Origin of the sequence: Crenobacter intestini, from assembly GCF_004919095.1 — a bacterium.
GTDB lineage: Bacteria > Pseudomonadota > Gammaproteobacteria > Burkholderiales > Chromobacteriaceae > Craterilacuibacter > Craterilacuibacter intestini.
In genome coordinates, this window is sequence record NZ_STGJ01000017.1 from 1 (window position 1) to 23068 (window position 23068).

A 23068-nucleotide genomic window follows, 5' to 3' on the forward strand; every position below is an offset into this window, starting at 1 on the left:
TCAATCTTTGTCATGTCAATGATCCAATGAATATTGAAATATTGCAGAAAATCAGCACACTTCGCGGCCGATGCGGTCGAGCTCGGCCTTCAGCGCGGCTTTATCCAGCGTTTCCAGCGGCAGCGCGAGCATCGCCTCGATGCGCGCGCGCAAGGTGCGGTACGCCGCCATAAAGGCCGCGTCGATTTGTTCGTCGGTACCGGTCGCGTGCGCCGGGTCGTCCACGCCCCAGTGCGTGCGCAGCACCGGCCCCAGGTAGGCCGGGCAGGTCTCGCCGGCGGCGGACGCGCATACGGTGATCACGATGTCCGGCACCGCCGGCAACACGTCCCAGCTCTTGCTGGAAACACCGTCCGTCTGCATCCCTTCACGCGTCAGCAGCGCGAGCGAGCGCGGGTGGACATAACCGGCAGGCTGGCTGCCGGCACTCATCGCCCACCAGCCTTGCGGCGCCAGATGGTTGAAGGTGACTTCGCCGAGAATGGAGCGACACGAATTGCCGGTACACAGAAACAGCACGTTCATGGTTTGGGTTCCGTAACAGTTGAAACAGGGGGCAACAGCGCGGCCGAACACGATGAAGCCGCACGTGCGTCCAGACACTGCCCGGGCTCGCCGCTGCAACACTCGGCGGTCAGGTAGGCAATCAGGTCCAGCATCAACGTGAGGTTGGCGCGGTAGCGCTGGAAGCGCCCCTCCTGCGTCACCGACACCAGACCCGCGTGGGTCAGCGCCTTCAGGTGGAAGGAGAGCTTGTTCGGCGCGATATCGAGCGCGCTGGCAATCTCGCCGGCGACAAGGCCCGCGTGGCCGTGTTTGACCAAGAGGCGGAAGGCGTCGAGGCGGATGCCCGAGGCGAGCGACTCGAACAGTTGGGTAGCGGTCTGGTTTTCCATTCCCAAACGATACAACTATCGTTGAATTATTGCAATAATAACTACAGCTTGATCTGACCCTTGACCAGTTCCCACTCCAGAATTTTTCAGACACATATCACTCCCTTGAATCAGCCCAAGGTCTGCGTGCAAGCACAGGCCTTCCTTCCCCCAAGCCCCGGCCCTGTGCCGGGGTTTATGCCTTGTGGAGTGTGTGATGTCTCATCTTGTCGAAACCATGGCTTACGTCGGTGCCGTGCCCTGGCACGGTCTGGGCAACCCGCTGTCCCCGCAGCAACCGGAGTCGGTCTGGCTGCGCGAGGCCGGTATGGACTGGACCATCGAGCACGGTGATGTGCTGTTCAACGTGTCGCCGGACGGCGGCATGCATATCCGCCCGTACAGCGACGCGCGGGTGCTGTACCGCTCCGACACCCTGGCGCCGTTGTCGGTGGTGTCTCCGCGTTACAAGGTGGTGCAACCGGCCGAGGTGCTGCACTTCTATCGTGATCTGGTCAGTGCCGGCGGCTTCGAGCTAGAGACGGCCGGCGTGTTGAAGGGCGGGCGCAAGTTGTGGGCGCTGGCCAAGACCGGGCAGGAAACCCTGCTCAAGGGCGGTGATCGGGTGAAGGCCTATCTGCTGCTGGCTACCAGCTGTGACGGCACGCTGTGTACTACCGCGCAGTTCACCTCCTTGCGGGTGGTGTGCAACAACACCCTGCAGATGGCGGTGGCCGACAAGACCGGCGCGGTCAAGGTGCCGCACTCGACGGTGTTCGACCCAGTGATGGTGAAGGAGGCGCTGGGGCTGGGCCTGTCGGGCTGGGAGGCCTTTATCGGCAACCTCAAGGCGCTCAGCCAGCGGCCGGTGTCGCCCGAGGAAGCTCAGCAGTACTTTGCCGAGGTGCTGGACGAACCGCTAGCGGTGGGCGAGGACAGCGTCGCCTCGCGCGCCATGCAGCAGCTGCAAGCGCTGTATAGCGGCGCCGGCATGGGTTCGCTGCTGCCGGGTAGTCGCGGCACGGCATGGGGGCTGCTCAATGCGGTGACCGAGTTCGTCGATCACAAGCGCCGGGCCCGCAGCCAGGACTACCGGCTGGACTCGGCCTGGTTCGGCCAAGGCGCCCAACTCAAGACGCAGGCGCTTGATCACGCGCTGGCTTTGCTCGACTGACGTACTTCCCGTTGTTTCTTCCCGATGGCCGCCCGCGAGGCGGCCTTTTTCATGTCTGCGTGACTGACGCTTGCTGTCCGGAGCGTCGGCTGGAGGTTTGTTCATGACCGAAACCCTGACCGATTCGCGCACCTTGCGCATCCGCTTCTACAACGACCTGCTGCGCCGTTCGCTGTGTTTCGGCGGCATGCTGGTGCTCACCCAGGGCGTGCGTGCCTTACCCACCCCACTGCAACTGGCGCTATTGCGACGCCTGCAGGCATTCGACGACTTCAGCGCCGACAACGACCCGCACGGCGAACACGACTTCGGCAGCCTGGAGATCGACGGGGTGCGGGTGTTGTGGAAGATCGACTACTACGACGCTTCGCTGCGTTACCTGTCGGAAGACCCGGCGGATCTGGCAGTGACTCGCCGGGTACTGACCCTGATGCTGGCCGAGGAGTACTGAGATGGTGCCTTACTACAACTCGGTCGCCGTACAGGCGTCATTCCTCACCGCCGGCATGCTGGTGGGCATCCAGCCGGATGCGCTGTACCAACGCTGGGCACAAGGTGCGCTGGAGCTGCACGACGCGCTGTGCCGTTACGCCGAGCCGCTGTACCGCGTCAACGCGGCGCTATCCGCCCGCTACGCCTTCCCCGGCGTGTTCGAGTACGAGGTCAGCGAAGCGCTGGGCGCGTGGTTCGGCTGCATGGTGGAGGCCGAAGGTGAAGCACCTTCTGCCGATCGTGTCCTTCAGCAACTGGCTGAGCTGACCATCCGCTTCATGGCGGGTGGTGGCCACGGCCAGCAAGCCCTGGCACTGGTCAGCGAACTGTTGCCGCTGTCCGGTGACACCCTGGACCAGCTGGCAGCCATACGCGGCCACTGACGTCTGCTTCTTCCGATTCATTCATCCATCTATCTCGCCCGGTCAGGTTCGCCTGCCGGGCGTTGTGCTTTCTCAAGGAGACTTTCATGCGTGAACGCTACGGCAATGCCCTTCGTCTGGCTTCGACGGTGGGGCTCGATCATCAAAGCTGGCTTGGCCTGCGCCAGCAAGGCATCGGCTCGTCCGACGCGGCAGCGGCCATCGGCCTGTCGCCCTACAAGAGCCCGTTGGCCCTGTGGCTGGAAAAGACCCAGCGCAAAGAGACGGAAGACATTTCCGGCAAGGACGCGGTGGTGTGGGGCACCACCCTGGAGCCGGTACTGGCCCGTGTCTACGCCGAGCGGACCGGCCGAAAGGTCCGTCGGGTCAATGCAGTCCTTCAACACGCTGAACACCGCTTCATGCTGGCCAACCTCGACCGCGAGGTGGTCGGCTGCACGGACGGCCCCGGCGTACTGGAGATCAAGACCGCCGGCTATCACAGCGCGGCGCAGTGGGAAGACGGTGTGCCGGTGGCCTACCAGTGCCAGGTACTGCACCAGCTGGCGGTGACCGGCCACGCCTGGGCGGATGTCGCGGTGCTGATCGGTGGGCAGGACTTCAGGATCTACCGCATCCAGCGCGACGACGACAAGATCGCCGACCTGATCGAACGTGAGACTGCTTTCTGGCAAGCGGTAGAAACCGACCAACAACCGGTGCCGGACGGCTCGGACGACGCCGGCCGCGCCCTGCAATGGCTGTTTCCGCAGGACAACGGCGACACGCTGGACCTCACCGAGTCGAGCGAGTTCAACGCGCTGTTCGGTGACCTGCTGGCCATCCGCCAGCGCAAGGAAGAAACCGAAGCCATCGAAGCCAGGCTCAAGCAGCAACTGCAGGCCGCGCTGGGCAGCGCCACCTCGGCGGTGTTCCAGGGCGGCAAGATCAGCTGGAAGAAGAGCAAGGATAGGCTCGCGCCGGATCTGGAGCGCTTGAGCCTTGAGCATCCCGACCTGCTGCAGCAATACAGCAAACCCGTCAGCGGCAGCCGCCGCTTCGTCATCCAGACCGAAAGGAGTACAGCATGATCAAGGGACTCGCCATCACCCCGCCGGTGATCGGACGCATCAGCATCGGCAAGCTGGTCAACAAGAACGACAAGTGGCTGCCGGAGAAGGACGACAGCTTCACGCTGACCACCCAGGTACAGACCCGCGGAGGCTGGATGCTGCATCCGCTGCACCAGCAGTACAGCGACGCCAGCGCCAACGGCAAGCTGCGCGCCATCCCGGTGCGGCTGCTGTTCAACGACAGCGACCTCAACCTGCGTGCCGAGTACAGCGCCTTCGACCGCAACAACGGTCGCCCGCTGTGCGTCGGCAATGGTGAACACGCCAGACGTAACGGCAAGGAAGGGATGGAGGACGTGGCCTGCCCCGGCCCCGAACGTTGCCGTTTCGGGCTGCAGGCCGGCTGCAAGCTGTACGGCCGGCTCAACCTGCAGATCGACGGTCAGGCCGACGAACTTGGCTGCTTCATTTTCCGCAGCACCGGGTTCAACTCGGTGCGCACGCTGGCGGCACGCCTGCGTTACTTCGAGGCCGTCAGCGGCGGACTCGCCCGTTACCTGCCTTTGATGCTGCGCCTGCGTGCCAAAAGCACCACCCAGTCCTACCGGGCACCGGTCTACTACGTCGATCTGACGCTACGCGACGGCGACACCCTCGCCAGCGTGGTCCTACAGGCCCGAAGCGACGCTCAGGCGGCGCTGGAAGCCGGCGTCGACCAGGAAGGCCTGGAGCAAGCCGCCAAGGCCTTGCTTCGCAACGGCCAGTTCGAGGACAGCGAAGAGGAGATCCCACTACTGCTGCAGGAGTTCTACCCGGAAGGTGACGAACCACCGCCCGACGAAGCACCCGCCAAGACCAGCCCCCGGCCAAGCCGGCTCACCAGCAAGCTTGGCACGACCAAAGAGCCGGAAGTCGCATGACGGCAGATCGCCCCCGCTAAGCGCGGGGGCTTCTTTATTCAGACGAAAGGACACCACATGCAACGAGGCGACCACCTCATTACGCCGCGTGCCGGCTACACCCACCACGGACTCTATCTGGGCCAGCAGCGCGTCATCCACTACGTGCAGGAAGGCGTCGCCGTGGTGACATTGGAAGACTTCCAGCAAGGCTGGCCGAGCAGCGTCCGCCATCACCTGTGCCGGCGCTTTGACCCCGAACAGAGCATCGCCCGCGCCTTCAAGCGTCAGGGAGAGGACGGCTACAACGTGCTGTTCAACAACTGTGAGCACTTCGTGCACTGGTGCATCGAAGGGAGTCACGACAGCCAGCAGGTGAGCCAACTGGTCAGCAGCAGCCTCGCCGCATCACAAGCAGCGAGACTGGCGGCGAGTACGGTTGGACAGCAGGCGGGCAAGCACACCGTGCAACTGGCGGCCCAAGCAGCATCAGCCGCTGTCACCGGCAGTCAGGTTGCCGGTGGCGCCACCGCGTTGGCAACAGGACTGGCTGCGGGCGTCACCGCAACGACACTCGCTCCGCTCGCGTTGACCGTGGCCACCAGCGCAGCGGTGGGGTACGGAGTGGGCAAGCTGCTGGGTTGGGTGTTAGATGATTGAGACTGACGGGCACGGGCGTGTGCCCGTGCCCATTTGGATGCTTCCAACTGATTTCGATTCAGGGCGAATGCAATTCGGCGATGCCCATCGTGAACCGCAAGTGCTCCTCTCCTCAATTCGAATAACTATGTGGATGGGCAGGCTTTGTCTGGCTACGCAAGCGGAGCGGAAAAAAGCGCATTGAGGCCTTCACTCGCAGTCGGGTGTGCCAGAATCGCGTCGCGCAACAGGGTATAAGGTTGGCCTGCCAGCATCGCCGCCTGGACGACGGATACGGTTTCGCCTGCATGAAAGCCCACCATGGCAAACCCCAGGATTCGGCTACTGTCCGCGTCAATCACCGCTTTCATCAACCCTTGCAGTTGGCCCTCCGCGTGCATCCTGGCGACGGCCGCGGCGGGCAAGGAAGCGACAGCAATACGGTAACCTGCTTCTTTTGCCGCCTGTTCGGTCAGCCCGACCCGGCCATATTCCGGGTCGACAAATAGTACCGAGGGCAACAAGCGCCCTTCGGTGGAACGGGCCGGACCTGTGAACAGCGACAACGCGATTCTCGCGTCGTCTACGGCAGCATGGCTGCTCATCGGGTGCCCACATAGGTCTCCCAACGCGTAGACCCCGGGCACACTTGTTTGCAAGTGCGCATCGACCTTGATGTAGCCCGCTTTATCCAACGCTACGCCAACCTGTTCGAGACCGATCCCCTTGGTCTGCGCGACCCGCCCTGTGCAGACCAACAGGTCGCTGGCCGAAATGTCGAAGGGTTCGCCTGCGGCATGCCCATGCGCATGCAGTTTCTCGCCGCTTTTGCCTTGCACCTGCTCAAGCGTTGCCTGGGTCAGGATGCGAATGCCTTCGTCTTCCAGAATGCGCGTGATCGACGCTGCACATTCCGGCTCGTCGTGCGGCAGTATCGAGGGGCCATGTTCCAGCAAGGTGACCCGGGCGCCGAGCCGCCGGAAGGCCTGCGCAAACTCGAGCCCAGAAATCCCCGCCCCCAGAATCAGCAGATGCTCGGGGACGCGCTGGAGAGCAAAGGCCTCGACATGGGTCATCGCTTGAGCCGCTCTGAGTCCAGGAATGTCCGGCAGAGCCGCACGGGTGCCCGTGTTAATAAAAATTCGCGGAGCGGTGTAGCACTGGGTGCTGCCGTTTGGGAGGATTGCCTCGACTTCCGATGGCGAGCGCAATCGTCCCTCGGCAAACACGAGTTGAGTGCCACTACCTTGCAAGGCGCACTGGCTACCCTCACGGATCCGGGCTGTTGTCTGCGCGATGTGCGCCATGATCTGGGGCATGTCGATGCAAACGTCGCTGCCGTGCACGCCACGGGTCGCACCAAAACGAATGTCGTGCGCCAGCCGGGCGCAGCGAATCAGCGTCTTGGAAGGAATGCATGCGACGTTGATGCAGGCCCCGCCAAACTCGCCATGCTCTATCAGCACGCCGGAGAAGCCCGCGTGCCCGAGATCGGTGGCTAGATGCCGGCCGGCCATGCCACCACCGATGATGATGAAGTCCAACTGGATTGCTGTGCCCATTTCCGCCCCCGGCGTGTTTATTTGCCCGACGCAGCCGTCAGGTGGCCATAGACCAGACCGAGGACTGCCCCGTAAGCCAGGTGCAGCATCAACGTGGCCATGGCGGGCATGACGCCCATGCCGTACCCCATGGCAAACAGGCCATGCCCGACCAGTGGCATGAAAAGAACCATCATGGCAAACCAGGCCATGACCGCGAACATCAGGCCGCGAACCAAGGGGCTGCCTTTCAGCTGGGGAGACAGCCATGCGTAGGCGAGCCCCCAAACGACGCTACCAAGCAGGAAATGCATGAGCCAGCCCATCATCATGTTGGGAGCAGATCTAGTGAAGTGGGCAAACAGCAAGGCCAGATCCATCACGGGGTTGACCTGCGGCATCAGCCCCATCACATGTTTGGCCATCATCAACATCGACAGAACAATCGTCGCGGCGAAACCGGCAATAACGGCCTTGCCATATGCGGGCGTGGGCATATGCACCTCCATAAGGAAACAGGGCTCCAGAGCCCATTCGCTTGCTATAGCCCACCACTTGCCAGCTTGCGCTGTTAAGCTGACCAATCTACTCAGTCTTCGTAGCTACTTGCGCCGTCGAACGGGATTAGTCAGTTGAGCTCAGGGTAGTAGTCGGCGACGCTGCCGCTGGCGATCGGTTTGGTTGCTCTACTCAATCTCACTCACTGTGGCCACCTGTGCAGCAGTGGGGTACGGGGTAGGCAAGCTGCTGGACTGGCTGTTGGACGATTGAGTCTGACAGGTACGGGCTTGTGCTCATACCTACTTGGATACAGAGGGTTTCGACTCAGGTTGAGTGCAATTCGGCGACAGTCATTGTGAACACCAAGGGCACAGCCCCTCGGTTTGCGTAGCTGTGTGGCACGTCGGTCCTGGCAACAGCGGCACATCCTGCCGGCACAATCAGCTCGCTTTGCCCAAGGGTCAGCGTCAGTTGTCCCTGCAGTACGTGGAATAACTCGATCGTACCTTCCGGGTGACCCTCAGCATCATCCTGTTCACCCGGCTGCATCTCCCAGTGCCACAGTTCGATCATGTTGGGACCCGTGGTACCCGCCATCAATCGAGCTCTACCTCCTTTGTCACCAGACCAAAGCGTCGGGATATCCTTCGCCTCAATGAGGTGAGCGGAGGGTTCGCTGGCGACGTTGACAATGTCTGCCACCGAAACGGACAGTGCAGCCGCCAGCTTGCACAAGGTGGCGATGCTTGGGTTTGCGGTGCCTTTCTCGATCTCGACCAGCATGCCCTTGCTCACACCAGCTCTCCTAGACAACTCATCCAACGAAAGCTTTTGTGTCTTGCGATAAGTCTTGATCCGCGTGGCAACTGCGTCGCTGATCGCCTGCGCGTCCGCACCGGGATCGGTCGATATATTGACCAAACTAGTCATAGGTCACTATCCTGAACGAAATCAGTCAATGGAGGATTCTCTGATGTTCAAGGTGACACCGTCAATTGATCCGGCGATTGCCCAACTGGCACCGGGGTTTCAGGCGCTCAGCCTCAGTGTCCTTGCCTCTCCGATCGTCCACCCGGAAGTCGCTGCAGAAGCGCTAGTACATGCGTGTCGCTCGGTGAGCGCAGGTGGACCCGCTTGGGCGGAATCCCATCTTGCCGCCTGGGACGAAGTTTTTCGTAAGTTCGGCGCCAAGCCGCAGCGCACGCCCTGTTCAGCCAGTGCCCTGCGCAAGCGTGTATTGCGCGATGGCCAGCTACCCGGCATTGACCCGGTGGTCGATCTCTACAACGCCATCAGCCTGCAGTACGCCGTGCCGGTGGGCGGGGAGAACTTTGCAGCCTATGCAGGGAGCCCCTGGCTCACCATCGCTGATGGCAGTGAACGGTTTGATACGCAGAAAGACGGTGTATTGGTTGTCGAACACCCTGAAGCCGGCGAGGTGGTTTGGCGTGATGAGATGGGTGTCACCTGCCGACGCTGGAACTGGCGGCAAGGCATCCGGACACGGCTGGATAGTCGGTCCGAACAAATGTGGTTTGTCCTTGAGCGACTGCCACAGATGCCCTTGGAAGCGCTGCATGAAGCCGGTGCACACCTCACGCGCAACCTCCTGGCTATGATGCCCGCTGCCACCGTCAGCACCCAGTTGATCGATACCCCCCACATGTAAGGGCTCGACCATGGATCTCCCTGTACTGCCACCGCTATCTTTTTTTGTCGCAGCCTTCCTGCTGGCCATCATTCCTGGCCCCGGAATTGCCTACGTGGTGGCTCGCACGGCCAGTGGAGGCAAAGCCGAGGGTGTTGCGTCCACCTTGGGCACTGCCGTCGGCGGGCTGGTCCATGTACTGGCCGGCGCGTTGGGCTTGTCCTTGCTGATTGCCCAGTCGGCTGCAGCCTTTGCGGTCGTGAAGTATCTGGGGGCCGCTTATCTGATCTACCTGGGCGTAAGAACGTTGATGACCCGGCAAGGCAATGCGGATACACAAGGCTTGCCGCGAGCGGGGATCCACCGGGCCTGGCGGGAGGGTATCGTTGTCGAGGCGCTTAACGTGAAAACGGCGATGTTCTTTCTGGCGTTTATCCCGCAATTTGTCAGCCCTCAACAAGCCCTAGCCCCACAGTTCGTGCTTCTAGGCTGCATCTGTGTGGCCTTGAACAGCCTGGCCGACTTGGTTGCAGTGTTTGCGGCCAATCAGATCCTTCGCGCAGGAGTCGTCAAGGCCACTCGTCAACGCGTGATGGCGCAATGCTCGGGCTTCACTCTAGTGGCACTTGGGGTGCTGGTTGTGCTGACCGGAGGGGAAAAATGAGAGGCATGCCAAAGGTTGCCCTCCCCCTGCCCGAACGGATCTTGACCGCCAGTGCAACGGTGGGGCACAGGGCAGGCAAGCTGCTGGATTGAGTGTTTGATGATAAAAAAACACATAGACGGTAGGTCTTGAGCTAATGTCCGAGCCTACTATGCCGAATGATTATCATTACACATTGCGAATCTCTGCAATTTTTTCCTCATATCAGGAAGCATTTTTCCTGAGAGGCAACACATTGCCATCTCCCACTTTCCAAATATCCAACATATCAGCCCATTGCTGCATCATCATGGCTCTCCCGTCCAGATGTTCTGCCTGGTTGTAAGTGCGCCGCACAGCATTAGGTTCAGCATGGGCTAGCTGTCGTTCGATCCAGTCCGAAGTGAACCCCATTTCATTCAGCCTTGTACTACCAGTCGTTCTGGTCGCATGGGGACTAAACCTTCCACTCCATCCCAGTACCTTCAGCATCTGCCTGAATGACTCGACCACCATCGGCCTTGTTCGATAGTCGCGATGTGGAAACAAATGCGCAAACCTACCCGTCAGCCCCTGTTGGGCACGCAGGATCTGAACGGCCTGTGTCGGTAGCGGGATTGTGTGAGCCTTACGTTTTTTCATGCGCTCAGCCGGAATACGCCAGATAGCAGCATCAAGATCAAACTCATTCCACTGGGCCTCGACCACCTCACTTGGCCGGCACAGCGTCAACCACATCAATCGGAATGCAGTGACTGTCTCGTGGCGGCCGCCATGCTCGTCAACATCGCGTAGCAATTGACCGATTTCTTCGATACTCAGAGGGCGCTTATGCTGTGTTTTGTTCGCCGGAAGTGCCTTACGGACGGGATAAACAGGATCAGTCTCTGCACGTAGAGTCGCAACTGCAAGCTCAAAGACGCCGGACATCGTACGCTTAGCTTCAGCGGCAACGGTTAGACCATTCCTTTCCGCCGCCGTTTTCAACACATCTAAGACATGCGCTGGCGTTATGCTTTTAACTGATAGCACTCCAATTTTTGGAAAGACCACACGTTCAAGCATGTTCAATCGCCTCGCTTTGGTGTGCTCTGTCCAATCCCTAAGTGCCAGCCACTCTTTTGCTACAGCATCGAAAGTTATCGCATTTTCCTGCTCTCTCTTGATGCGTTCGAGCTGACGCTGATGGGCAGGGTTGATACCTTGCACCACGAGCGCGCGAGCCTTAGTCCGTTCCTCTCTAGCCTCGGCAAGAGTAAACCGCCGGCCATTGCGCCGTTGCTGAGCACTCTCCTGGTCTTCCCCCTTGGGTGGAATAGCGTACTCGCCGATAGCAAAAGTACTCTCTTTGATGGCCTCGCCTTCCCGCAACTCAAAGCGATAGCGCCAAGTCTTCACACCACTAGGCTTGACCTCTAGGTACAAGCCCTTGCCATCAGTTAGCTTGTAGGGCTTGTCCTTGGGCTTAGCGGTACGGCATTGAGTATCTGTTAGCATGGCTTACGCTCCGGTTTTGACGTACCCAGTTTTGGCGAACCGGCCTTCAAGTACATACCCGGTAGCGTACCCGGTTTAACCGTAGATCTCAACGGATAGCCATGGATCTCGGCAGACAAAAAAAACCCCGCAAACCTATGATTTGCGGGGTTTTTAGTATCCACGGACATCTACCGTGATCCAACTTAAGGCTTAGACGTTGAACAGGAAGTTCATCACGTCGCCGTCTTGCACCACGTAGTCCTTGCCTTCCGAACGCATCTTGCCGGCTTCCTTGGCCTTGGCCTCGCCGCCGTAGGCGATGAAATCGTCGTAGGCGATGGTCTGCGCGCGGATGAAGCCGCGCTCGAAGTCGGTGTGGATCACACCGGCCGCCTGCGGCGCGGTGTCGCCGACGTGGATGGTCCAGGCGCGCACTTCCTTCACCCCGGCGGTGAAATAGGTCTGCAGGCCCAGAAGCTTGTAAGCGGCGCGGATCAGACGGTTCAGGCCCGGCTCTTCCAGCCCCATGTCGGCAAGGAATTCGGCCTTGTCTTCCTCGTCCAGGTCGGCGATTTCGGACTCGATCGCCGCGCACACGGCGACCACCGGCGCGCCTTCGGCCTCGGCCAGCGCCTTGAGCTTGTCCAGGTGCGGGTTGTTGTCGAAGCCGTCCTCGGCCACGTTGGCGACGTACATCGCCGGCTTGATGGTCAGCAGGCACAAGGGCTTGAGCATGGCGCGGTCGTCGGCATCCAGCTTGAACGCGCGTACCGGCTTGCCTTCGTTCAGGTGCGGCACCAGTTTTTCCAGCAGCGCGACCAGCTTCTGCGCGTCCTTGTCGCCGGAACGGCCCTTCTTGTTCTCGCGCACGATCGCCTTTTCAACTGCGGACAGGTCGGCCAGTGCAAGTTCGATGCCGATGGTTTCCAGGTCGGCCAGCGGGTCGACCTTGCCGGCGACGTGGATCACGTTGTCGTCGTCGAAGCAGCGCACCACGTTGACGATGGCGTCGGTCTCGCGGATGTTGGCCAGGAACTGGTTGCCCAGGCCCTCCCCCTTGGACGCGCCGGCGACCAGGCCCGCGATGTCGACGAACTCGACGATGGCCGGCTGGACCTTCTGCGGGTTGATGATGGCGGACAGCGCGGCCAGGCGCGGGTCCGGCACCTCGACGATGCCGACGTTGGGCTCGATGGTGCAGAACGGGTAGTTGGCCGCTTCGATGCCGGCCTTGGTCAGGGCGTTGAACAGGGTCGACTTGCCGACGTTGGGCAGGCCGACGATGCCGCATTGCAGACTCATGGGAATTCCTTTTTCAAATCAATGGGCGCCCGCCCGGCCGGCCGGCGCTGAATGTTGCGGATTGTAGCACCGTCGCCATGGCGACAAGTGGATGCAGGGCTTATTTGGCGGCGGTGTGCAGCGCCTGCATCGCGCCGGCCATGTCGCCGCCCAGCGCCTGCGGCAGCACGGTGAGCGCGGCGCACATCGCGTCGTCGATCGCCTGCTGCTCTTCGGCGCGCGGCTTCTTCAGCACGAAGTTGACCACCTCGGCGCGGTCGCCCGGGTGGCCGATACCGAGGCGCAGCCGCCAGAAGTTGGGCGAGCCCAGCTTGGCGATGATGTCCTTGAGCCCGTTATGCCCGCCGTGGCCGCCGCCCTGCTTGAAGCGGGCGACGCCCGGCGCGAGGTCGAGCTCGTCGTGCACGACCAGCACCTCTTCCGGCGCGATCTTGTAAAATCGCGCCAGGGCGCCGACCGACTGGCCGGACAAGTTCATGAAGGTCGACGGCTTGAGCAGCCAGACGTCGCCGTGTGCGAGCCGCACCCGGCTGGCCTCGCCGAAGAACTTGCCCTCAGGGCCGAGTTGCGGTGCCTTCAATTGCCAGGCGGCCTCGTCGACAAACCAGAAACCGGCGTTGTGCCGGGTCTTCTCGTAGTCGGCCCCCGGGTTGCCCAGGCCGACGATCAGGCGGATGGCGGACATCTTCTACCTCCAGGCGTGTGGCCGGATAGCGCCGGCCATGAAAAAGGCTCGCAGCCTCCCGGACGGGACGCGGCGAGCCTGGCTTGGCCGAAAGCGATTAGACGGCAGCGATACCGGTGGCGGTCGCCACGGTCGCGTTTTCGCCACGCGCCAGAGCGACCAGTTCAACGCCTTCCGGCAGTTTCAGGTCGGACAGGTGCAGGATGGAGCCAGCGGACATGGCCGACAGGTCAGCTTCGACGAAGGACGGCAGAGCCGCCGGCAGCGAGCGAACTTCGACTTCGGTCGCCACGTGGGTCACGCTACCGCTCTGCAGCTTGACGGCCGGGCAGACATCGCCGCCGACGAAGTGCAGCGGAACCTTCACGTTCACTTTCTGGTTCGGGTTCACGCGCTGGAAGTCGATGTGCATGACTTGCGCCTTGTACGGGTGCATCTGGAAGTCGCGCAGCAGCACGGCTTCTTTGGCGCCGTCGATCACCAGGTCCAGCACGCTGGCGTGGAAAGCTTCTTCTTTCAGCGCGTAGAACAGGGTGTTGTGGTCCAGGGTCAGGGACACGGCGTCCTTGTTGTCGCCGTAAACGACAGCCGGCACCTTGCCAGCGTGACGCAGGCGGCGGCTCGCACCCGTACCCATCTCTTCGCGCTTGGCAGCAATCAGTTCGTAAGCCATGGAAATACTCCGTTTATTTCAGGGTTGAATTCGATCCGCCCACCGCGACCAGCGGGCGAACCGTTTACGGCAGGCAGGCGCCTGTCGAAACCAGATCCTCATTGAAGAGGTAGGACACCGACTCTTCGTTGTTGATGCGACGCAGGGTCTCGGCGATCAGCCCGGCGATCGAGCAGACGCGGATGCGGCTGCTCTGGCGTGCCTGGGCCGACAGCGGGATGGTGTCCGTCACCACCACCTGGTCGATGTCCGAATTGTTGATGCGGTCTACCGCCTGGCCGGAGAACACGGCGTGCGTCGCGTAGGCGAGCACGCGCTCGGCCCCGCGCTCTTTCAGCGCGGACGCGGCCTTGCACAGCGTGTTGGCGGTGTCGATCATGTCGTCGACGATCAGGCAGGTACGGCCCGACACGTCACCGATGATGTTCATGACCTCGGCGACGTTGGCCTTCGGACGGCGCTTGTCGATGATCGCGAGGTCGGTGTTCAGTGCCTTGGCGACGGCACGCGCACGCACCACGCCGCCGACGTCCGGGCTGACCACGATCAGGTCTTCGATGCGCTGCGCGCGGATGTCTTTGAGCAGCACCGGCGTCGCGTAGACGTTGTCCACCGGCATGTCGAAGAAGCCCTGGATCTGGTCGGCGTGCAGGTCGACGGTCAGCACGCGGTCGATGCCGGCGCTGGTCAGCATGTTGGCGACCAGCTTGGCGGTGATCGGCACGCGGGCCGAACGCGGACGACGGTCCTGGCGCGCGTAACCGAAGTACGGGATCGCCGCGGTAATCCGGCCGGCGGACGCACGCTTGAGCGCGTCGGCCATGGTCAGGATTTCCATCAGGTTGTCGTTGGTCGGCGCGCAGGTCGACTGCAGGATGAACACGTCGCGGCCGCGCACGTTCTCCAGCAGTTCGACGGCCACTTCGCCGTCGCTGAACTTGCCGACGTCGGCACGCCCCATCGAAATGTCCAGATGCTTGACTACATTCTGAGCCAGTTCCGGGTTTGCGGTCCCGGTAAATACCATCAAGCTGTCGTAAGCCGCCATCGCCAATTCGCCTGTCACTGAGCTGAATAAAGAAAAAGCGTGTAAGGGTTCCTTACACGCTTTTCTGGATCTGGCTGAGGAGGTAGGGATCGAACCTACGAATGCCGGAATCAAAATCCGGTGCCTTACCACTTGGCGACTCCCCAGTAAACTGCTTCAGACCTTGTCGAACAACGGATGCGCCTGTAAACCCTTGGCGACGAACCCGTCGAATTTTCTCGACACTGCCTCGAAAATCTTGTTTGCCTGGCTCTGCGACCTGCACTCCAGAAACACACAACTACCGGAGCCGGTCATCAGCGGCGAACCGTATTGCGCCAGGTCATTCAGCGCCTCGTTCACCACCGGGTACATCTCGCAAACAACTGACTGCAAATCGTTTTGTTTTTGCTGTGTCGTTTGGAGGACTCGAATTATGGAGAAACCGGTTTTTCCTGTCAACACCCTTTGCGCGAAATTTTTGAAAATATCTGCTGTAGGCACATTTACTGGTGGTTTCAATACCACATACCACGCCTCGGGCACCTTGATTTCATTGAGTCTCTCGCCGATGCCCTGCGCACGCGCGGCACGCCCGAAAATGAAGACAGGCACGTCGGCGCCCAGTTGCACGCCCAGTTGCATCAGCGCTTCGCGGTCGAGGCCGCAGCCCCACAGCCGGTTGAGCGCGACCAGTACGGTCGCCGCGTCCGAACTGCCGCCGCCCAGCCCCCCGCCCATCGGGATACGTTTGGTCAGGCGGATGTTCACCCCCAGTGCGCTGCCACTCGCCTCTTTCAGCAGGCGCGCCGCGCGCACCGTCAGGTCCGCTTCGGCCGGCACGCCGGCGATCGGGTTGTCGAGTACCACCGCTCCGTCGTCGCGCAGCGCGAGCTCGACGGTGTCGGCGCGGTCGATGAAGACGAAGTCGGTATCGAGCAGATGGTAGCCATCTTCGCGGCGGCCGACGACGCGCAGCTCCAGGTTCAGTTTGGCCGGCGCGGGAAAGGCAAGGTAGTTGGACATGGGTGTCTACAAGATATCTATATGGGGGAAGCGCCGGCGCTTACGGCGTGACGGCCAGCGGGTACGGCCGCCACTGGCTGGCGACGATGCGCAGCACGATGCCGTCGCGCGACAGTTCGATGCGCCGCGGGTAGGCCGAACCGGCCTCGTCGGCGGTGAAGCGGATCTGCCAGCCCTGCTGCTCGAGTGCGCCGTCGGGCAGCGTCACGGCCGGCACGCCCGGCGCGCGGTGTCCGCGCACCCACCACACCAGGTTGGACAAGGGCAGCGGCCAGCCGAGCACCTGTTCGGTCAGCGTCTCGACGTCGTCCGCCTGCCAGCGCTTGCCGTCGGCCTCCAGCACCACGCCCGCGGCGTCGCGGGTCACCCGTGCGACGGTGTTGCCCAGCGGCGTGTTGACCGACAGCGCGTCGCGCCCGGCGGCGTGCGTCCAGTCGAACTGGGCGAGCTGGCCCTTGCCGTCGACCTGCACCGACAGGCGGCCGGACAGCGCGAACGGCGCGTCCGCCACCATCTCCTGCTGCGGGCGGAACGCGACCTGCGTCGCGCACGCGCCAAGCAGCAGCGGCAGCGTCATGCACGCCGCGCGGATCAGCGCGCGCTTCATGGCGCGAAGCGCCGCATGGTTTCGAGCAGCACCGGATGGTCCGGCGCCTTCGCGCGCTCGGCCTGCCACAGCTTGCGCGCCTCAGCGCGCCGGCCGAGCGTCCACAGCACTTCGCCTAGGTGCGCGGCGACCTCGGGGTCGGGCATTGCCTTGTACGCCCGTTCGAGGTAGGGCAAGGCGTCGGCGCTGCGGCCGGCCTTGAACAGCGCCCAGCCCATGCTGTCGAGGATCATCGGGTTGTCCGGGTCGGCCCTCAGCGCCTGCTCGACCAGACGCAGCCCCTCGGTGTGGCGGCCGGTGCGGTTGACGAGCAGGTAGCCCAGCGCGTTCAGCCCCTGCGCGTCGTCGGCCTTCTGCTTGAGGTAGGCGCGCAGGTCGCGCTCGGCGGCCTTGTAGTCGCCCCGCTGCTCCAACACCAGCGCGCGCTCGTACAAGAGTTCGGGGCTGTCCGGCTGGTCGGCCAGCGCGGTGTCGAGGTAGCGCTCGGCCAGGTCCAGCCGTCCGGCCTCGCGGGCAAACTGCGACTGGTAGAGCACCAGCTGCACCTGCTCGGCCGCCGTCGCGTCGAGCGCGCCCATGCGCGCGAGCACCGCGTCGACGTCGCCATCCTTCAGGTCGAGCGCGGCGAGGCGTATCTGCGCCGGCAAGTAGTGCTGTCCGGGCGCAACCTGCGCGTACCACCTGCGCGCTTCCTGCGGCGCCTTGTTCGCCTCGGCCAATTGCCCAAGCGTCAGACGCAGGTAGTCGGCCTCTGGGTGGCCGCCTGCGAGCGCCTGCTCGAGGTAGGGGCCGGCGGCAGCCAGGTCGCGCAACTGGAACGAGAGCAGACCCAGCGCGTAGAGGATGTCGGGGTTGCCCGGGTTGCGCCCGAGCGCGGCGGCGAACGCGTCGCGCGCCTCGGGGAAGCGCTTGCCGTTCACCAGGAGGCGCGGGTACGCGAGCTGCAGCTCGACGCCGGCCTGCGGGCGGCGGGCGAGTTCGCGCGCAAGGAAGGTAAGCGCCGCGTCGTTGCCCTTCTGGCGCAGGCGGTCGACCTGCCAGGCGACCGGCAAGTCCCAGCGCGGGGCGACGCGGGCGAGCGTGTCGAATTCCGCGGCCACCGCCTGCTCGTCCCCCGCCTCGGCCGCTGCCGACAGCACCGCGAAGCGCGCCTCGGGCAGTTCGGGAAACGGCGTGGCCAGCCTCTGCACCAGCGCGTACGCCTGCTTCGGGTCGCTCTGCCGCGAAGTGAGGCGCGCCAGTTGCACGAACACCGCGGCCGCACGCTCAGGGTGGTCGGCCAGCAGGCGGCTGACCAGCGCCTCGCTGTCGGAGAGCTTGCCGCCGCGCAACTGCGCAACCAGCAGTTGTTCGCGGGCAAGGTCGGACGCGGGGTCGAGCTCGACCCACTTCTCGAGCGCCTGTGTCGCCGTCGTCAGCTGGCCTGCGAGCATCGCGAACTCGGCCGCGCGCCGCGCGAGGCGCGGGTCGTTCAGCTCGCGCGCGAGCTCAAGATAAGTGGCGGCGGAGACTGCCGACGCGCCGCGCTGCGCGGCCAGTTCGCTGGCGAGCACGCCGTAGACGATCTGCGGCGTCAGCGGGTGCGCGGGCAGCTTCGCTTCGGTCGCGGCAGGCGCCGCAGCCACTGCCGGCGCGGCGGGCTTGGCCGGCGTACGCAGTTGGGCACAGCCGGAGAGCAACAGCGCGGACAAGGACACGCACAAGGAAAAATACGTTTTCATAGGGTTTCCCGTTAAGCGCCTAGAATAGCATGTCGTCCACCGGAGGCTCAGCATGCCAGAACTGCCAGAAGTCGAAACCACCCGCCGCGGCGTCGAAGCGTTGCTGACCGGCGCCACCGTGCGCGATGTCGTCGTGCGCAACGGCGCCTTGCGCTGGCCGGTGCCGCCCGACTTGCCGGCCATCCTCACCGGGCAACGCATCGAACGCGTCGCGCGCCGCGCCAAGTATCTGTTGGTCGAATGCGCGCAAGGCACGCTGATCATTCATCTGGGCATGTCCGGCAGCCTGCGTTTCGTCGACACCGGCACCCCGCCCGAGAAGCACGACCATGTCGACATCGTGCTGGGCAGCGGCCATACGCTGCGCTACCGCGACCCACGCCGCTTCGGCGCGGTGCTGTGGCAATACGGCGACGCCCGCAGCCACCCGCTGCTTGCCCGCCTCGGCCCCGAACCGCTGTCCGACGCCTTCGACGGCGACGTGCTGCACAGGGCGACGCGCAAACGCTCCGGCGCGATCAAGGTCGCGCTGATGGACAACGCGCTGGTGGTCGGCGTCGGCAATATCTACGCGAACGAGGCACTGTTCATCGCCGGCGTACACCCGGCGCGCGCCGCGTGCGGACTTGACCGCGACGCCTGCCACCGGCTCGCGGACGCGGTACGCGACGTGCTCACCCGTGCCATCGCCGCCGGCGGCAGCACGCTGCGCGATTTTGTCGACGCCGTCGGCAAGCCCGGCTACTTCCAGCAGCAGTATTTCGTGTACGGGCGCACCGACCTGCCCTGCCTGCGCTGCGGCACGCCGATCCGCGCCCTGCGCCTCGCACAGCGGACCGCGTTCTTTTGCCCGCATTGCCAGCCATGCTAGAGTGCGCCTTTGCCCGACCCCGCCAAACCCCCGTGAGCACCAAGACCACCCCGTATCTCGTGCGCGCCTGGCGCCTGACCCGCATGCTGCTGCACGTGCTGCACGGCGCGCTGATCCTCGCCGTGCGCTACCCCCGCCTGACCAACCCCGAACGCGCGGTGATCACCCGCGCGTGGGCACGCAAGATGCTCGACATCTTCGGCGTGAGGCTGGCCATCCGCGGCGACAATCCGGGCTTCTACCCGGCCAATACCCTGCTGGTCGCCAACCATGTGTCGTGGCTGGACATCATCGCGCTCTCCGGCGGTACGGTGTCGCGCTTCGTCGCCAAGAAGGAAATCCGCACCTGGCCTGCCATCGGCTGGATGGCGGCCAACGGCGGCACGCTGTTCATCGACCGCAGCAACCGCCGCGACGCCAGCCGCGTCAACGGCCAGCTGGCCGAGGCGCTCGAGCAGGGCGGCTGCATGTCGGTATTTCCGGAAGGGACGACCAGCGACGGCTTCGGCCTGTTGCCGTTCAAGTCGTCCCTGTTCGAGTCGGCGGTGATCGCCGGCAGCCAGGTGCAGCCGGTGGCGATCCGCTACCTGGACGAGACGGGCGCGCTGACCGACAAGGTGGCCTTTATCGGCGAGGCGACCATCGCCCAGACGCTGGGCCGCCTGCTCGCGACGCGGCGCCTGACCGTCGAGCTGGTTTACGGCCAACGCCTGCAGGCCGGCGCGCCGGGGCTCGCCACCCGCTTCGAGCTGTCGGCCGCCGCGCGCGAAGAGATCCTCGCCGCGCTGGGCCTCAAGGAAGAGCGCGTAGAGGCGCCGTGCGACCAGGCTGCCGACCCGGCGCTCGCGCCGAACTGAGCTAGCCGATCGCCCGAAACGCCGGGCAAGGCTGGGCGAACACCTGCCTGTCCTCCAGCCTTAACGCAGTCAGGCTGCCGCCCCACAGGCAGCCGCTGTCGATCGCGCACACGTCCTCTTCCATCCGCAAGCCAAGCGCCGACCAGTGCCCGCACACGATGGGCGTGCCGGCGCTCTTGCGCCCCGGCGCGTCAAACCACGGCACCAGGTTGGCCGGCGCGTCCGGCAGCTCGCCCTTGAACGCGAAGTCGATCTCGCCGTCGCGCCCGACCAGCCGCATCCGCGTCATCGCGTTGACCGTCAGCCGCATGCGGTCGATGCCGCGCAGCTCCTCGCTCCAGCGCGCAGGCTTGTTGCCGTACATCCTGGAGAGGAAATACCGGTAGTCCTTGCCGGCGAGCGTCTCCTCCACCTCTTCGGCGAGATCCAGCGCCTTCTCGATGTCCCACTGCGGCAACAGGCCCGCGTGCACCATCGCCCACTCGCCGTCATACAGCATCAGCGGCTGGCAGCGCAGCCAGTCGAGCATCAGCTTGCCGTCGGACGCGTCGAGGATGGGCGTGAGGGTGTCGCTCTTGCCCAAGCGGCCGTAACCCTCGGCCACCGCCAGCAGGTGCAGGTCGTGGTTGCCGAGCACCATGTGCAGCGAATCCTGGTGGCGGAACGCCCAGCGCAACACGTCGAGCGAGCCCGGCCCGCGGTTGACCAGGTCGCCGGTCAGCCACAGCGTGTCGCGCGACGGGCTGAAGTCGATGCGTTGCAACAAGTCGAGCAGGGGCTGGTAGCAGCCCTGGATATCGCCGATGGCGTAGGTGGACATGGCAGGCCTTGCAAGCGGGAGTCTTTGTCTGTGGCCATGATACCGCAAGGGGGCGTGCTAGAATGCCCACCCGCACCACCGCCCCCCGCCCGCCGATGTCCACCCTGCTCAACCCCCCGCAACGCGAAGCCATCCACTACCTGGACGGCCCCCTGCTCGTGCTCGCCGGCGCAGGCTCGGGCAAGACGCGGGTGATCACCTTCAAGATCGCGCACCTGATCCGCGAGGGCGGCATCAGCGCGCGCAATATCGCGGCGATCACCTTCACCAACAAGGCGGCGCGCGAGATGATGGAGCGCGCGGCCAAGCTGCTGTCGTCCGAGGAAATCCGCGGGCTGACCGTGTCGACCTTCCACTCGCTGGGCATGCAGATCCTCAGGCAGGAGGCGCCGCACCTCGGCTACAAGCCGCAGTTCTCCATCCTCGACGCGTACGACGCGGGCAAGATCATCTCCGACATCCTCAAGAGCACCGCCAAGGACGAGGTGCGCAGGGTGCAGAGCCAGATCTCGCTGTGGAAGAACGACTTCAAGACGCCGGACCAGGTGCTGCTGGACGCCGGCAACGAGTGGGAATCGGTGTGTGCGCGCACCTACCTCTCCTACCAGGCGACGCTAGCCGCCTACCAGGCGGTCGACTTCGACGACCTGATCCGGCTGCCGGTCGAGCTGTTCGAGCGTTTCCCCGAGGTGCTTGGCAAGTGGCAGAACAAGCTGCGCTACCTGCTGCTCGACGAATACCAGGACACCAACACCTGCCAGTACCGGCTGGTGAAGCTGCTCACCGGCGTGCGCGGCATGTTCACCGCGGTCGGCGACGACGACCAGAGCATCTACGCGTGGCGCGGCGCCAATATGGAAAACCTGCGCCTGCTGCAGCAGGACTTCCCCAAACTCAAGATCATCAAGCTCGAACAGAACTACCGCTCGACCGTGCGCATCCTGCGCGCGGCCAACTCGGTGATCGCCAACAACCCCAAGCTGTTTGAAAAGCAGTTGTGGAGCGAACTGGGCCTGGGCGAGCCCATTCACGTCGTGCAATGCAAAGATGAAGAGCACGAGGCGGAAACCGTCGTGCAGCGGCTCCTGGCGCACAAGTTCGAGTGCCGCACCGACTTCAAGGACTACGCGATCCTCTACCGCGGCAACTACCAGGCGCGCATCTTCGAGCAGGCGCTGCGCACCCACAAGGTGCCATACCAGATGGCCGGCGGGCAGAGCTTCTTCGACAAGCCCGAGATCAAGGACGTGCTCTCCTATATGCGGCTGGTCACCAACCCGGACGACGACCCGGCCTTCATCCGTGCGCTGACCACGCCCAAGCGCGGCGTCGGCGCGGTGACGCTGGAGAAGCTCGGCGCGTGGGCCGGCCAGCGCCAGGTCAGCCTGTTCGCCGCCGCGCACGAGACCGGTTTCCAGAGCCAGGTGCAGGCGGCGCAGCTCGAGCCGCTGACCCAGTTCTGCGCCTTCATCGACGCGCTGAAGATGCGCGCGCTGCGCGAGGGCGCCGGCACGCTGATCCTCGAGATGCTCGGTGCGATCGGCTACGAGGCGTGGCTGTACGACAGCGAGGACAGCCCGCGCGCCGCCGAGAACAAGTGGAAGAACGTGCTGGAACTGGCCGCGTGGCTGACCCGCAAGGGCGACGAGGACAACAAGAACCTGATCGAGCTCACGCAGACCATCGCGCTGATCACCATGCTCGAGGGGCGCGACGAGGGCGAGGTCGACGCGGTGAAGATGTCGACGCTGCACGCGTCCAAGGGGCTGGAGTACCCGCACGTGTTCCTGGTCGGCTGCGAGGAAGGCATCCTGCCGCACAGCGAATCGGTCGACAACGGCATGGTCGAGGAGGAGCGCCGGCTGATGTACGTCGGCATCACCCGCGCGCAGAGGAGCCTGACCCTCAGCTACTGCGTGAAGCGCAAACGCGCCGGCGAGTGGCAGTTCGTCGACCCCTCGCGCTTCATCAGCGAGATCGGTGAAGGCGACCTGCGCCACTTCGGCCGCCCGGGCGCCGAACCCCTAGTCAGCAAGCAGGAAGGCAAGAGCCGGCTGGCCAACCTGAGCGCGCTGTTGGACGCCAAGAAGCGCGACTGAAGCCGTTGCTCTCCCCCAAATAGAAAACGCCGCGCGATGCGCGGCGTTTTCTCT

The 23068-nt window shown here is 63.8% G+C and carries 25 protein-coding genes and 1 tRNA gene; 11 read left to right on the plus strand and 15 right to left on the minus strand.

The window, feature by feature from the left end:
- Window positions 1–51: 51 nt before the first annotated feature.
- Both E5K04_RS13435 and E5K04_RS13440 read right to left on the minus strand, forming a co-directional pair.
- Window positions 52–525, minus strand: a complete 474-nt coding sequence (locus E5K04_RS13435) for an arsenate reductase ArsC (protein WP_136554979.1) — start codon at window positions 523–525, stop codon at window positions 52–54.
- Entirely contained in the window at window positions 522–896 is a 375-nt protein-coding gene (locus tag E5K04_RS13440) for an ArsR/SmtB family transcription factor (protein WP_136554982.1), read from the minus strand. Before E5K04_RS13440 ends, E5K04_RS13435 begins: the two co-directional genes overlap by 4 nt.
- A gap of 196 nt (window positions 897–1092) precedes the next feature.
- Between E5K04_RS13440 and E5K04_RS13445 the strand changes: the two genes are divergently transcribed.
- The 6 genes from E5K04_RS13445 to E5K04_RS13470 all read left to right on the plus strand — a co-directional run bounded on the left by E5K04_RS13445 (window position 1093) and on the right by E5K04_RS13470 (window position 5535).
- Window positions 1093–2049 (plus strand): DUF932 domain-containing protein, encoded by a 957-nt coding sequence (locus tag E5K04_RS13445; RefSeq protein ID WP_136554984.1) that lies wholly within the window; start codon window positions 1093–1095, stop codon window positions 2047–2049.
- 103 nt (window positions 2050–2152) lie between these two features.
- A complete protein-coding gene (locus E5K04_RS13450) occupies window positions 2153–2500 on the plus strand; it encodes a DUF3768 domain-containing protein (protein WP_136554986.1) in 348 nt (115 codons plus the stop codon).
- Between the two features lies 1 nt (window position 2501).
- Complete coding sequence (locus E5K04_RS13455) at window positions 2502–2924, plus strand: hypothetical protein (protein WP_136554988.1); 423 nt, start codon at window positions 2502–2504, stop codon at window positions 2922–2924.
- Window positions 2925–3010: 86 nt separating this feature from the next.
- The gene (locus E5K04_RS13460; RefSeq protein WP_136554990.1) at window positions 3011–3994 is read left to right on the plus strand and encodes a YqaJ viral recombinase family nuclease; all 984 of its coding nucleotides are present in this window, start codon (window positions 3011–3013) and stop codon (window positions 3992–3994) included.
- The gene (locus tag E5K04_RS13465; protein WP_136554992.1) at window positions 3991–4896 is read left to right on the plus strand and encodes a recombination directionality factor; all 906 of its coding nucleotides are present in this window, start codon (window positions 3991–3993) and stop codon (window positions 4894–4896) included. The genes E5K04_RS13460 and E5K04_RS13465 overlap by 4 nt, the downstream gene beginning before the upstream one ends.
- A gap of 57 nt (window positions 4897–4953) precedes the next feature.
- Window positions 4954–5535, plus strand: coding sequence for a lecithin retinol acyltransferase family protein (locus E5K04_RS13470; protein ID WP_136554995.1), 582 nt, complete (start codon window positions 4954–4956; stop codon window positions 5533–5535).
- 152 nt (window positions 5536–5687) lie between these two features.
- Here E5K04_RS13470 and E5K04_RS13475 read toward each other — a convergent pair whose 3' ends face one another.
- The 3 genes from E5K04_RS13475 to E5K04_RS13485 all read right to left on the minus strand — a co-directional run bounded on the left by E5K04_RS13475 (window position 5688) and on the right by E5K04_RS13485 (window position 8486).
- Entirely contained in the window at window positions 5688–7058 is a 1371-nt protein-coding gene (locus tag E5K04_RS13475; protein ID WP_168929228.1) for a dihydrolipoyl dehydrogenase family protein, read from the minus strand.
- 35 nt (window positions 7059–7093) lie between these two features.
- Entirely contained in the window at window positions 7094–7552 is a 459-nt protein-coding gene (locus E5K04_RS13480) for a DUF6789 family protein (protein ID WP_136555000.1), read from the minus strand.
- Window positions 7553–7880: 328 nt separating this feature from the next.
- Window positions 7881–8486: a helix-turn-helix domain-containing protein gene (locus E5K04_RS13485; protein WP_136555002.1), complete on the minus strand. Its 606-nt coding sequence runs from the start codon at window positions 8484–8486 to the stop codon at window positions 7881–7883.
- A 43-nt stretch (window positions 8487–8529) separates the two neighbouring features.
- On the opposite strand from E5K04_RS13485, the gene E5K04_RS13490 reads away from it, so the two are divergent.
- On the plus strand, window positions 8530–9225 hold the full coding sequence (locus tag E5K04_RS13490; protein ID WP_136555005.1) for a B3/B4 domain-containing protein: 696 nt from the start codon (window positions 8530–8532) through the stop codon (window positions 9223–9225).
- Between the two features lie 10 nt (window positions 9226–9235).
- Window positions 9236–9868: a LysE family translocator gene (locus tag E5K04_RS13495; protein ID WP_168929229.1), complete on the plus strand. Its 633-nt coding sequence runs from the start codon at window positions 9236–9238 to the stop codon at window positions 9866–9868.
- Window positions 9869–10072: 204 nt separating this feature from the next.
- On the opposite strand, the gene E5K04_RS13500 is transcribed toward E5K04_RS13495, so the two are convergent.
- The 9 genes from E5K04_RS13500 to E5K04_RS13540 all read right to left on the minus strand — a co-directional run bounded on the left by E5K04_RS13500 (window position 10073) and on the right by E5K04_RS13540 (window position 18367).
- A complete protein-coding gene (locus E5K04_RS13500; RefSeq protein WP_136555008.1) occupies window positions 10073–11344 on the minus strand; it encodes a tyrosine-type recombinase/integrase in 1272 nt (423 codons plus the stop codon).
- Between the two features lie 192 nt (window positions 11345–11536).
- Window positions 11537–12628, minus strand: coding sequence for a redox-regulated ATPase YchF (ychF, locus tag E5K04_RS13505; protein ID WP_136555010.1), 1092 nt, complete (start codon window positions 12626–12628; stop codon window positions 11537–11539).
- 100 nt (window positions 12629–12728) lie between these two features.
- Window positions 12729–13313: an aminoacyl-tRNA hydrolase gene (pth, locus tag E5K04_RS13510; RefSeq protein WP_136555012.1), complete on the minus strand. Its 585-nt coding sequence runs from the start codon at window positions 13311–13313 to the stop codon at window positions 12729–12731.
- Between the two features lie 97 nt (window positions 13314–13410).
- On the minus strand, window positions 13411–13986 hold the full coding sequence (locus tag E5K04_RS13515; RefSeq protein ID WP_136555014.1) for a 50S ribosomal protein L25/general stress protein Ctc: 576 nt from the start codon (window positions 13984–13986) through the stop codon (window positions 13411–13413).
- 64 nt (window positions 13987–14050) lie between these two features.
- Complete coding sequence (locus E5K04_RS13520; protein WP_136555017.1) at window positions 14051–15034, minus strand: ribose-phosphate pyrophosphokinase; 984 nt, start codon at window positions 15032–15034, stop codon at window positions 14051–14053.
- 71 nt (window positions 15035–15105) lie between these two features.
- A tRNA-Gln gene (locus E5K04_RS13525) sits at window positions 15106–15180 on the minus strand.
- A 10-nt stretch (window positions 15181–15190) separates the two neighbouring features.
- Window positions 15191–16039: a 4-(cytidine 5'-diphospho)-2-C-methyl-D-erythritol kinase gene (ispE, locus tag E5K04_RS13530; protein WP_136555019.1), complete on the minus strand. Its 849-nt coding sequence runs from the start codon at window positions 16037–16039 to the stop codon at window positions 15191–15193.
- Between the two features lie 40 nt (window positions 16040–16079).
- Window positions 16080–16646, minus strand: a complete 567-nt coding sequence (lolB, locus tag E5K04_RS13535; protein ID WP_235844374.1) for a lipoprotein insertase outer membrane protein LolB — start codon at window positions 16644–16646, stop codon at window positions 16080–16082.
- Window positions 16643–18367, minus strand: a complete 1725-nt coding sequence (locus E5K04_RS13540) for a tetratricopeptide repeat protein (RefSeq protein ID WP_136555021.1) — start codon at window positions 18365–18367, stop codon at window positions 16643–16645. The genes lolB and E5K04_RS13540 overlap by 4 nt, the downstream gene beginning before the upstream one ends.
- Window positions 18368–18419: 52 nt before the next feature.
- Here E5K04_RS13540 and mutM point away from each other — a divergent pair, with 52 nt between their 5' ends.
- Complete coding sequence (gene mutM / locus E5K04_RS13545) at window positions 18420–19238, plus strand: bifunctional DNA-formamidopyrimidine glycosylase/DNA-(apurinic or apyrimidinic site) lyase (protein WP_136555023.1); 819 nt, start codon at window positions 18420–18422, stop codon at window positions 19236–19238.
- Window positions 19239–19270: 32 nt separating this feature from the next.
- Window positions 19271–20095, plus strand: a complete 825-nt coding sequence (locus E5K04_RS13550; RefSeq protein WP_205700374.1) for a lysophospholipid acyltransferase family protein — start codon at window positions 19271–19273, stop codon at window positions 20093–20095.
- 1 nt (window position 20096) lies between these two features.
- Here E5K04_RS13550 and E5K04_RS13555 read toward each other — a convergent pair whose 3' ends face one another.
- Complete coding sequence (locus tag E5K04_RS13555) at window positions 20097–20915, minus strand: symmetrical bis(5'-nucleosyl)-tetraphosphatase (protein ID WP_136555027.1); 819 nt, start codon at window positions 20913–20915, stop codon at window positions 20097–20099.
- 62 nt (window positions 20916–20977) lie between these two features.
- On the opposite strand from E5K04_RS13555, the gene E5K04_RS13560 reads away from it, so the two are divergent.
- Entirely contained in the window at window positions 20978–23014 is a 2037-nt protein-coding gene (locus E5K04_RS13560) for a UvrD-helicase domain-containing protein (protein WP_407920086.1), read from the plus strand.
- Window positions 23015–23068: the final 54 nt, after the last annotated feature.